General features: G+C 74.2%; 15 protein-coding genes. 12 read left to right on the plus strand and 3 right to left on the minus strand.

Annotated features, from left to right (window positions below):
* From DVH02_RS35285 to DVH02_RS36825, 12 genes are all read left to right on the plus strand, one after another.
* Positions 1-1,769: hypothetical protein (locus DVH02_RS35285; RefSeq protein WP_114626403.1), on the plus strand; the 1,769-nt coding region annotated here is incomplete at its 5' end.
* The gene (locus tag DVH02_RS35290) at positions 1,759-2,076 is read left to right on the plus strand and encodes a hypothetical protein (RefSeq protein WP_158575942.1); all 318 of its coding nucleotides are present in this window, start codon (positions 1,759-1,761) and stop codon (positions 2,074-2,076) included. The genes DVH02_RS35285 and DVH02_RS35290, both read left to right, overlap by 11 nt.
* A complete protein-coding gene (locus tag DVH02_RS26640) occupies positions 2,073-2,564 on the plus strand; it encodes a helix-turn-helix transcriptional regulator (protein WP_158575943.1) in 492 nt (163 codons plus the stop codon). Before DVH02_RS35290 ends, DVH02_RS26640 begins: the two co-directional genes overlap by 4 nt.
* Positions 2,564-3,457 carry a hypothetical protein gene (locus DVH02_RS26645; protein WP_114626405.1) on the plus strand — a complete coding sequence of 298 codons (894 nt, stop codon included), beginning with the start codon at positions 2,564-2,566 and terminating at the stop codon, positions 3,455-3,457. The genes DVH02_RS26640 and DVH02_RS26645 overlap by 1 nt, the downstream gene beginning before the upstream one ends.
* Positions 3,457-4,068: a helix-turn-helix domain-containing protein gene (locus DVH02_RS26650; RefSeq protein ID WP_114626406.1), complete on the plus strand. Its 612-nt coding sequence runs from the start codon at positions 3,457-3,459 to the stop codon at positions 4,066-4,068. Before DVH02_RS26645 ends, DVH02_RS26650 begins: the two co-directional genes overlap by 1 nt.
* A complete protein-coding gene (locus tag DVH02_RS26655) occupies positions 4,065-4,304 on the plus strand; it encodes a hypothetical protein (protein ID WP_114626407.1) in 240 nt (79 codons plus the stop codon). Before DVH02_RS26650 ends, DVH02_RS26655 begins: the two co-directional genes overlap by 4 nt.
* A complete protein-coding gene (locus DVH02_RS26660) occupies positions 4,304-4,489 on the plus strand; it encodes a hypothetical protein (RefSeq protein WP_114626408.1) in 186 nt (61 codons plus the stop codon). Before DVH02_RS26655 ends, DVH02_RS26660 begins: the two co-directional genes overlap by 1 nt.
* Positions 4,486-4,812: a hypothetical protein gene (locus tag DVH02_RS26665; RefSeq protein ID WP_114626409.1), complete on the plus strand. Its 327-nt coding sequence runs from the start codon at positions 4,486-4,488 to the stop codon at positions 4,810-4,812. Before DVH02_RS26660 ends, DVH02_RS26665 begins: the two co-directional genes overlap by 4 nt.
* Positions 4,809-5,288: a hypothetical protein gene (locus DVH02_RS26670; protein ID WP_114626410.1), complete on the plus strand. Its 480-nt coding sequence runs from the start codon at positions 4,809-4,811 to the stop codon at positions 5,286-5,288. Before DVH02_RS26665 ends, DVH02_RS26670 begins: the two co-directional genes overlap by 4 nt.
* Before the next feature lie 2 nt (positions 5,289-5,290).
* Entirely contained in the window at positions 5,291-6,754 is a 1,464-nt protein-coding gene (locus DVH02_RS35690; protein WP_199566423.1) for a hypothetical protein, read from the plus strand.
* Positions 6,754-7,020 (plus strand): hypothetical protein, encoded by a 267-nt coding sequence (locus DVH02_RS26680; protein WP_114626411.1) that lies wholly within the window; start codon positions 6,754-6,756, stop codon positions 7,018-7,020. The genes DVH02_RS35690 and DVH02_RS26680 overlap by 1 nt, the downstream gene beginning before the upstream one ends.
* 109 nt (positions 7,021-7,129) lie before the next feature.
* Positions 7,130-7,906, plus strand: a complete 777-nt coding sequence (locus tag DVH02_RS36825; protein WP_114626412.1) for a TFIIB-type zinc ribbon-containing protein — start codon at positions 7,130-7,132, stop codon at positions 7,904-7,906.
* A gap of 69 nt (positions 7,907-7,975) precedes the next feature.
* On the opposite strand, the gene DVH02_RS26690 is transcribed toward DVH02_RS36825, so the two are convergent.
* The 3 genes from DVH02_RS26690 to DVH02_RS26700 all read right to left on the minus strand — a co-directional run bounded on the left by DVH02_RS26690 (position 7,976) and on the right by DVH02_RS26700 (position 9,277).
* Entirely contained in the window at positions 7,976-8,461 is a 486-nt protein-coding gene (locus tag DVH02_RS26690) for a hypothetical protein (RefSeq protein WP_233518481.1), read from the minus strand.
* A gap of 139 nt (positions 8,462-8,600) precedes the next feature.
* On the minus strand, positions 8,601-8,813 hold the full coding sequence (locus DVH02_RS26695; RefSeq protein WP_114626414.1) for a hypothetical protein: 213 nt from the start codon (positions 8,811-8,813) through the stop codon (positions 8,601-8,603).
* A 23-nt stretch (positions 8,814-8,836) separates the two neighbouring features.
* Entirely contained in the window at positions 8,837-9,277 is a 441-nt protein-coding gene (locus DVH02_RS26700) for a hypothetical protein (protein ID WP_114626415.1), read from the minus strand.
* Positions 9,278-9,435: the final 158 nt, after the last annotated feature.

The raw sequence follows: 9,435 nt of genomic DNA on the forward strand, positions 1-9,435 counted from the left end.
CCCGCCGCATCCGCGGCGGGGCCGGTGGCGTGCGCTACAACCGGCCACGCCGCAGGAGCGAGCAGACCGTATGGATTCCCGAAGCCCTGTTCCGCGGGACGGACTTCGCCGACGAAGCGGTCACCGTGTATGTGAAGGTCGCCGCGCTCGACGCCCGCCGTACCTGGCCGGGGTCCCGACCGGACACCGACCCGTGCACCGCGTCCGTCGCCGAACTCGCCTCAACGCTGGGGATGTCCGTCTCCGCGGTCGAGCGGGGCCTGAAACCCCTCAACCAGACCGGCCCCGACGGCGCCGCGCCCTGGCTCAGCACCAAGCAGCGCACCCACACCGGCGGTATGGGCCGTACGGCGAAGCGGCAGGCCCGCCTGGTGCCCCGTGACGAGGCGGCCCTGGAGGTCTCGGTGACCGTCGCCGAGGCCCTGACGCCGCGACGGTTCCGCGCCTACCTGCACCTGGCCCGGGCCACCGCGAAGGGACTGCCCGTCACCGGCGCGGAGCTGGCCGGTGAACTCCACCACCAGCCCGGCAGCAAGCACGCCAGCGAGCCGCTCAGCGAGACGACCGGCCGGCGCATCATGGCCGAACTGGACGCGGCGGGCTGGATCACCCTGGATCACCGCGCCGGGTACCAGGGCCGTCATCTCGTCACCGTCAACCGCCACCCGCTGCTCGCCGCCGAGGCGCCTGTCGACGAGCAGCTCGCCCTCCCGCTCGACACCCCGGCCCCCGGTCCGGCCGCCACGCTGGACCCGGCAGCGATCACCACAGACGGGGTCGGTGCCGCCGATCTTGACGGGTCCCTCGCGTCTAAGGAAGACAGCACTTACTCCACTGACGGGACCTCGCAGCTGGGTGGGGGGTGCCGCCGTAGGCGAGGTACCGGTAAGTGGGGCACCGGCCCTGTGGACAACTCCGGCGGTGTCCCTGACACCTTCCGTGCCGGTCACCGCGAACTGCGCAGCAGCGGCGGGGGCCAGGGCAGCCAGGAACGGCCTTACGACGGGCCCGGTCTGACGATCTCCGCCCGCATCTGGCACGCCCTCGAACCCGTCCACCACGCCTACGGCCGCGCCACCGTCTGGGAGCAGCGGGAGATCGCCCGGCGGATCGGCCGCCAGCTCGCCGGCGGGATCCCTCCCGAGCGCCTCGCCTACCGCATCGGCCACCGCTACGCCACCGCTCTGGACCCCTACCGCGGGCCGGACGGCATCGGCCGGTGGATCCTCGGCGTCGCCCTTGCCCCCGGCGGCCGGTGCGGACTGCACGCCTGCGAGGACGGGGCGACCTGGCCCACCCGCGCCCCGTGCCCCGGCTGCACGGAGACCGCCCGCGACCGCGCCGCGACAGCCGAACGGCTACGCCGCGAGGCCGCCGAACAAGCGGCCCGGGCGCAGCGGCGGCGCGCCGAGGAGCAGTGGGCCGAGCGGACCGCCGCGTGGGCGCTGCGCCAGGAGCAGGAGGCCGCGGCCGCCGGGGCGCGGCGGCCGGTTCTGCAGACGCCCGCCGGCCGCCCGTCGGTGCCGCCCGCCCGGGCCGAGCCGGACCTTCCGGTGTGGCCACGGCCCGCGGCGGCGGCTCCACCGCCTCACACCGGTCTGAGCGCGGCCGAGCTGGCGGCGCTGCGCGCGGCCGCCACCCCGGACGCCGTCACCGCGGCGGTGGCCGAGCACGGCCGGACCCACGCCCTCTACGGCCACGCCCTGGTCCTCCACCACCTCAACACCCTCGATTCGTACGGCCTCGAAGGAGAAGCCCGTGCTCAGTAACAGCACGCTCTCGCGGTGCGACCGCTGCGGCGATTCCATCCGATGGACCCTCACCGACAAGAACCGGCTCCGCCAGGCCGTGAACCCGGAGCCCGACCCGGCCGGGACGCGGGCCGTGTGGACCACGGTGACCGGTACCGTCATGTCCCGCGCCCTCGACCGGGACCGGCCCCAGCTCGAGGGCGCCGAATGGCAGGCCCGGGTACACGTCTCGACCTGCGGCAACCCCCCGCCCCGGCGCAGCACCGGGTCGGGACGCCGACAGCGGGCGGGCGTGCGGCCGCAGCCGTGGCGGTGGGCTCGGTGAGCGGCCGTTGGCTGGTCCCGGATGTGCTGCGGGACTACGACCTGATGATCCTGGCCGGTCTGGCGCGCGGGCAGAGCCTGCCCGAGGTCGCGGCCGCCGCCGGGCTTGCGACCGGAACCCTGCGCAACCGGACCAGGGAGATGCGCATGCGGATCGGCGCGGCCTGCAGCGCGCAGGCCGTAGCTGTGGCCTACCAGCAGGGGTGGATGGCCGGCCTGGCGCCCGAGCCCGCGCCTGACGCGGCTCCCAGCGGTCAGCAGCGCCGGGTCCTGGTCATGCTCGCCGAGGGCCTGACGAACGAGCAGATCGGTCGCCGCCTGAACATCACCTCGCTGACCGTCAGCTCCTACCTGCGCCGTCTGTACGCCGCGATGGGCACCGCCCGCCCCGGCCGTTCCAGCGCCGCCGCTCGCGCCCACACCGTCGCGCTCGCCTACCAGCACGGCCACCTCACCACCACCAGCACGACGACCAGGAGCAGCAGCTGATGACCGACACGCCCGTCGCCTACACCTCGTGGGCGGACGTTCCGCCCGGACTGATGACCCGTACGGTCCTGGGGCAACTGGATCTGCCACGTACGCCGGGCGGTCCGCCCCGCGGCGTCGTCGCCACCCGTAACTTCCGCGGCCGCGATACGGAGGTGGACCTGTATGCGGTGGCCGAGTCGGTGCCCACCGGCGCGTCCATGGCGCAGCTACTCGCGGCTCGGACGCGCACCGGCGCGCCGGACACCCGGCGGTGCACCGACTGCGGGGCCCGCCCCGAGCGCCCCTGCACACCCCATGAGGATGGGGTGGTGCTGTGCGGGTGCTGCGGACACATCCGGCATCTGCGTACGGCGCAGCGTCAGGCCGCCGGGCAGCGGGCGGGGGCGTGCGAGCGGGCGGCGCAGCTGCTGGCCGACGAGCGCCTGGCCGTCGTCCACGTGCAGCTCACCGAGCGCGGCACCACGCCGGGCGGGACTCGCCGTCCGCCGTCCGCCGCTCGCGTCGTCGCGCTCGGCCCGCAGGGCCAGCCGCTGTGTGACGTCACCATGCGGCTGGTCGGCCCGCGCGCCGCCGGCATCCCCGACGGCGCGTGCAGCCCCGAGGACGCGGCACCGCTCCTGCAGGTACTGGCCGACCGAGTGTTGCTGGAGTGGGAGGGCGGCGCCCTCGCTCCCGTGTCGAGCGCTCTACGCGCCGCTGGGCTGCCCGGTCCCTTCCCTACCGGCTACGGCGCGCGCCGCGCCCTGTGGGCCCTGGCGCTGACCTGGCGCGCGGACATCAGCCCCCGCTCCCGCAGTCTCCGGCCCGTCATCAGCCCCGGCCGGGCCGACCGGATGCTCTGGCTCCTCCAGCAGATCGCCGCCGACCACCAGCCCACCAGGAGTAGCTGATGCCCACCCCCCGGCCCGGCCAGTACGCGAGCCGCGAGCAGATCGAGGAACTCCTGCGCGCCGGCAAGTCGAACAGCGCGATCGCCCGGCATCTGCGCTGCGACAAGCACCGCGTCGCCGCCATCCGCGCCGATCTCGGCCTGCCCAACGTCCCGGCGCAGCCGCTGACGCTCGAGGAGAAGTGGGCGGCCAAGACCGAGCCGGTCGACGGCGGCCACCTCGAATGGACCGGAAGCCGGCAGACCTCCAGCGGAACGCCCGTCATGCGCTACCGCGAACAGATGCACACCGCGGCCGCGATCGCGTTCCGTATCCGGACCGGCCGTGACCCGCAGGGCTACGCCCGCGCCGAGTGCGGCCACCACCACTGTGTCGCGCCGGCCCACGTGGACGACACCGCGACCAGGACGACGACGCGCGAGCAGCTGCGGTACCTCACCGGGCGCGGCGAGCGGAAGCCGTACTGCCGTCACGGCCACGACCAGGCGGTGGAAGGGCGGTACGAGTCGGACGGCCGGCAGTACTGCGAGGCGTGCAAGCGCGATCAACGCCGCAAAACCACCCCGCGCACGCCCTCACCCACCAGCACCGCGACCAGGAGCAGCACGTGACCACCCGCAACGCCCCCTTCAGCACCAGCATCAGCCAGGCACCGGACCTGTCCGAGTGGACCGACCGCGTCGTCGTCCCCGACGTACGGCCCGTCTCGATCCCCGCCCTCCACGCCGGCTACCTGCTGCAGCGCGAGGGCGCGCACGTCCACTACGTGGCCGACGGACACGCCCACTGCCTCGGCGGCCACTGCCTCCCCGAGACCGCGACAGCCCGTACGACGGCGGCTCCCTGATGGCCGCCCTGCTGCGCCTGCCCGGCGGCACCGACGACGTCGCCGAGCTGGTCGAGGCGCTCCTGGTCGCCGCCGACGCCCGGCCGGACACCCCGCTCGCCGAGCGGTGGCGACACCTCGCCCACGAGATCGGTGACGCGCTCGACACCCTTCCCGCACCCGACGCCACCAGGAGCAGCACGTGACCCTCACCCCGCGCGCAGCAGCAGCCCTGCAGGCCGCGCGAAGACACCGCCGCTACGAAGCGGCGTTCGCGACCTGCGCCACCGCCCTCGCGGGCCTCGCCCTGTGGCACGCCGCCCACCAGACCTGGCTGCTCTCCGCCGCCTTCGCCATAGGCGGCCTGTACTTCGCCGCCATCTCCTCCCGCCGCGGCGCCGACTACCGGCGCGCCCACATACACGCCGCCGGCGGAACCCCAGCGCCGTGCTGCGCCACCTGGACCGCGTCCCACCGCGCCGTACACGACCCGTACTGCCACCACACCAACCCGGAGGAACGCACATGACCACGACCACCGACCCCGACGGCATCGATTCCGGCCGCTGCGAGGTGACCTTCGCGACCGGCGGTCGGTGCGCGAAGCCAGCTGGCCACGGCGATGGCCTGCACATGCCTTTGGAGACGTGGCAGCGACACGAGCGGCATGCCCGCTGGGCGAAGGCCGGCCGCAAGCACGGTGTTGGCCGTGACGCTCTTCGCGATCTCATGGCCGTGGCGGACGCCGAGCAGGCCGCGCTGCACGCCGACCTCGCCCCCGATATTCCCGAGTTGGGTTCCCGACCGGCCGCCGACACCGAGACGACCGCCCGTGTCCTCTCGGCGCTCCACCGGTCCGCCGAGGAGACCGTCACCCGCTGCATCGCCCTCTACGAACGCTGGCTCGCCGCCGGACCCCCGCCCTTCGGCACGTCGACGGCCCGCTGGTGGGACGCCCGACTCGCCGAACTCCACGACGCCCTCAACCCACCCAAGGAGAAGTGACCATGAGCAACCGCTACGACAACGCCAGCGACGAGGCCCGGTCCCTGATGAGCGACCTGGACACGATCGACCTGGCGGAAGAACTGGCCGCAGCACAGGCGAAGACCAGGACGGTGGAGGCGGAGCGGGACGGGGCGTACCGGGAGCGAGCGCACCTCGTCGCCTGGCTCGCCGCACTCCACCCGGCCGTCATCGCACCGGCCCCGGACGTCGCCGAGGACGGCTGGCACATCGTCTACATCACGGCCGGCACCTGGCAGATGTCGTGGCACATCGCCCCCCGCGACGCCGCACTGTTCGCCGACGTCGAGCACGTCGACGCCGACGATCCACGCGCCCAGTGGGACGGCCACACCACCGAGCAGAAGTACGACCGCATCCGCCAGCACACCGATGCCGTCCGCACGGCCCCGACGTTCGCCCGCGCGTTCCGCCTCCACCACCACGGCACCACCCTGGACGGCGCGCTCTTCCCCGGCGGACACGCCCTGCTCCTCGACCTCGAAGACGCAGGGTTCTCCAGCAGCGCGCCCTCCATGGACCAGCTCCTCCTCAACTACCCGCAGGCCAAGGTCGAGTGGGCGGACCAGCCCGGCGGGCCCGACACCCCGGTCGCCCACGCCGGCGGCCAGGAGCAGGCCAGCGAGGCGCCGGGAGTGGACGAGTCCGGCCCGGCTACCGGCGGCGTCGTCCAAGTGCGCCCCGAGCTGGAGGAGCTGCTGGCTGCCTTCGGCCGCGTCCGGGCCGCGACCGCGCGGATGCGCGTGATGTCGCGGACCTGGCATCCAGCGGCCGACCTGGTCGACTCGGCACTTCTGGGCACCACCGTCTCGTCCGAGCACGGCCACGCGGACGGGGACGACGACGAGCCCGGCCGGCGTACCGCCCGACGCCGCGACATGGACACCCTCCTCGAGCACGCGGCTACCACCGGTGCCGTGGACGCCGCGCGCCTGGCGCAGTACGTCCGGGCAGAAGCCACCGAGGCGGACATCGCGCGCAGCATCCTGGCCGACCACCGGGTCGAGACCCGGACCGTACGCGCCCAGCTCGCCGCGGCGCGGCAGCAGGCCGCCTTGTCCGACTCCGTGGCCGCCGCCGCGAAGGAACTGCTGGAGCGCCGTACCGCGTCGCTCCGCACACGGGTCGACCAGGCGCAGGATCTCCAGCGGGTGGCCCATGCCACGTCCAACCGGGCCGAGGCCGAGCGCGCCCGCCTCGCCGCCGCGCTGAGGCAGGCCGAGGCGGCCGCCGAGCGGGTGCGCGAGCGGTGCCAAGCAGTCCGGGACCGCGTGGGCCCCGGCGGGATGATCAACGCGACGCAGGTCCTCGGGCTGCTCTCGCCGACCTGGCCGGACGGCAACTACGAGGCCCCCGCTCCCGCTGCCGGCGACACGGTGACCCTCTCCTCCGGCCACTCGGACACCCCGATCCGCACCACCGCCCACCCCGAGGAGCAGCCCTGATGCCACGCCGACTGCGCGCCTGCGACGTATCCCGCCAGCTCGGAGACGCCGGCCACACCCGCGCCCACAAAGACCAGGACGGAGAGTGGGAGTACGGGTACCGCTGCGCCGAGCACGGACCGCGCCTGGTCCACGTCACCCATGAAGGCGCCGGCCAGGACCACTACCTGAACCTCTACCGGCTCGCCCTGCAGAACCTCGGCTACGCCGTCGGTCCCGAGCAACCCGACCGCGGCCGCCGACGCCTGGCCGTCACTCTCCCCTGACCTACCCGCCCCACCGCATGACGAAGGGGCGCGCCCACACGTCTGACCAGGACGGGCGCGCCCCGAGGTGATCATCAGCCTACGCCCCACCCGCCCACTGGAGCGCACGATGAGCACCACCACACCCCGCCCCACCAGCACACCGGACCTGTGGACCATCGCCCGCCACTGGCCCGACCTGACCGCCGCGCTGAGCGCGCGCGGCGGTACCTGGCCGCCCGCCATGGGCATCCCCGTACTGACCCACCACCCGGACAGCCCCGAGGCCGAGGCCGCCACGTGGCGCGCCGAGGCCCTCCGGGCGCTGGAGCGTTCCACCCCCCAGCACGGATGGAGTAAGCCGCCGCTGCGCCTGTCCGTGCTCGACACCATGCTCACGGTCCAGGCGGCGCTGCTGGAGCTGGCGGACCAGACGGCCCGCCAGGTCCAGCGCCCGCCGGCCGTCGCGCCGTCGCGTCGGTCGGCCGGGGCGCTGCCGCGCGGCGAGCGCGCCCGCCGCGTGCAGGCGGCCGAAGACCGCCACCAGGCGCTGAAGGCGCTGCGCGACGGCGCCGATCCGCTGCGCTGGCACCTCCCCGGGCCCGCCGCCGCAGCACCCGGCACCGTGCTGGGGCGGCGCCGGGCGGACCGGGCGGCGCTGTGGCTCCTGGCCCGCGTCCAGCATGCCCCCGGGCCCGTCCGACGCCACCTCACCGAACTGGAGGCCGGGCGGATCGGCGCCGTTGCCCGCACCTGCGCCCGCATGGTCGAACACGCCCTGGACGTAGGGGACGAGCGCGCGCGGCTGGCCACCCCGTGCCCCGTGTGCGGCGGGCAGCTCACCATGTACGGGGGCGGCGGCGCCGTACCCGTGGTGCGGTGCGCCGGGTGCGGCGGCATCTGGTAGTAGTCGAGCAGACGCGAGAAGGGGCCCCACCGAAGAATGCTTCGGACGGGCCCCTTCTTGCCGCACGGGCTACAAATCCAGGACCGCCCACAGCAGCCGGCCGTCCTCGGCGGTATCCGTTCCGCAACTGCTCACCCCCAGCTCGGCAATTCGGGGCAGCACGCTCTCATCCGCGGTCAGGCCAGGCTGGTGACTCAGGACCATCACGAGCGCCTGCTGATCCTGGTCGGCAAGGTGCACGCTGATCCGGCGCCCGCCATCGGCGACAGCGTTCGCAACCAGCAGCGCGACGACATCGGAGGCGACCGTGTCCACGCTCATGTATCCCCAGTCGTGCAGCTTCCCGACCACGTGCTTCCGCGCCCGGCCGGCCGACCACGGCTGCGCCTCCAGCGTCCACGCCACACCGCGCCGCCGAGCCATCATGACCCGGCGCCGCACCGGAGTCAGCGTCGACTTCGGCTTCGTATCCGGCTCCGGCCTCGGCGGCTGCACCGGCCGTTTCGGTGGCGGCGGAGTCTTCGGCGGATAGTCCGGCAAGCGACCGGCATCCATGGGCCATGACATAGACGGACTCCCCAGCTCGAAGCGAGCGACAGTCACCCATGGTAGGGCCACGCGCACTCACCGCGCAGGACTTCAACTCCGCTCCGTCGCCGCCCGCGAGCGACCGACCGGTGCGGCGGCGTAGCCGTCAGGCCGCGCCCCATTCGTGGGCGCGGCCACCGCGCCACTCCACCCAGCCCGGATCATCCACCAGCGTCTCCGCATCAGGCAGACCCGCACGGCGCAGGAACTCGACCAGGTCGCGGTCATCGTGGGCGAGGCCCAGGATCTGCCCGCGTACGGTCACCCGCCGGCCGCCCGTCAGCGACGGCGGGTGCACCACGATCGGCGCACCAGCCACCCACCCAGCGTGCCGCGCGCCAGTCACACCCGCACCCGCACCGCGTCCGGATGACACGTCGCGCACGGGCCGCCGTCCGCGCCCCGCCGCCACCGCGGGTTGTAGCGGGCCGCCGGATGATCACCACACCCGCACCACTCCGGCAACGCCGACCGCGCGGCAACCGCGCGCTGCGGCGGCAGTTTGTCCAGCAGCCTCCGCCGCACCAGCCCCACCGGAGACCCCACCTCCGCCGGGAGCCCCGCGGTCAGGGCCTGCCGCAGCTGCGCCTCCGTACCCCGTACCAGCCACGGCACGGCCAGCGGCGCGAGACGCACCAGCTCCCGTACGCCCAGCTGCAGACGGGGCTCGGCCGCCGCGATCCGCGACAGCGCGTCGTACGCGGCCCGCTCCTCCCCGGACAGGGCGTCAGGCTGTTGCTGTGGCGCAGCGTCCTCCCCGCCCGCCCGGTCCTCAGCGGTCACCGACGCGGCAGGTACGGGAGGAGAGGAGGGAGGGTGGTCTTCTCCAACTGGTCTATTGGAAGTAGTGATCTTCTTATGCGGCGGGTCCTCCACCGCAGGTTGGTCCACCGCAGGCTCAGCCACCGGTGGACCAACCTGCGGTGGCTCAGCCTGCGGTG

The sequence above is a fragment of the Streptomyces corynorhini genome, assembly GCF_003346515.1.
Lineage (GTDB): Bacteria > Actinomycetota > Actinomycetes > Streptomycetales > Streptomycetaceae > Streptomyces > Streptomyces corynorhini.

What these genes read in the sequence shown, in the direction of transcription:
- DVH02_RS26645 (WP_114626405.1), top strand. Translation starts at nt 2,564, where the DNA reads ATGACCGACACGCCCGTCGCCTACACCTCGTGGGCGGACGTTCCGCCC.
- DVH02_RS26650 (WP_114626406.1), top strand. Translation starts at nt 3,457, where the DNA reads ATGCCCACCCCCCGGCCCGGCCAGTACGCGAGCCGCGAGCAGATCGAG.
- DVH02_RS26660 (WP_114626408.1), top strand. Translation starts at nt 4,304, where the DNA reads ATGGCCGCCCTGCTGCGCCTGCCCGGCGGCACCGACGACGTCGCCGAG.
- DVH02_RS26670 (WP_114626410.1), top strand. Translation starts at nt 4,809, where the DNA reads ATGACCACGACCACCGACCCCGACGGCATCGATTCCGGCCGCTGCGAG.
- DVH02_RS35690 (WP_199566423.1), top strand. Translation starts at nt 5,291, where the DNA reads ATGAGCAACCGCTACGACAACGCCAGCGACGAGGCCCGGTCCCTGATG.
- DVH02_RS26680 (WP_114626411.1), top strand. Translation starts at nt 6,754, where the DNA reads ATGCCACGCCGACTGCGCGCCTGCGACGTATCCCGCCAGCTCGGAGAC.
- DVH02_RS36825 (WP_114626412.1), top strand. Translation starts at nt 7,130, where the DNA reads ATGAGCACCACCACACCCCGCCCCACCAGCACACCGGACCTGTGGACC.
- DVH02_RS26690 (WP_233518481.1), bottom strand. Translation starts at nt 8,461, where the DNA reads ATGGATGCCGGTCGCTTGCCGGACTATCCGCCGAAGACTCCGCCGCCA.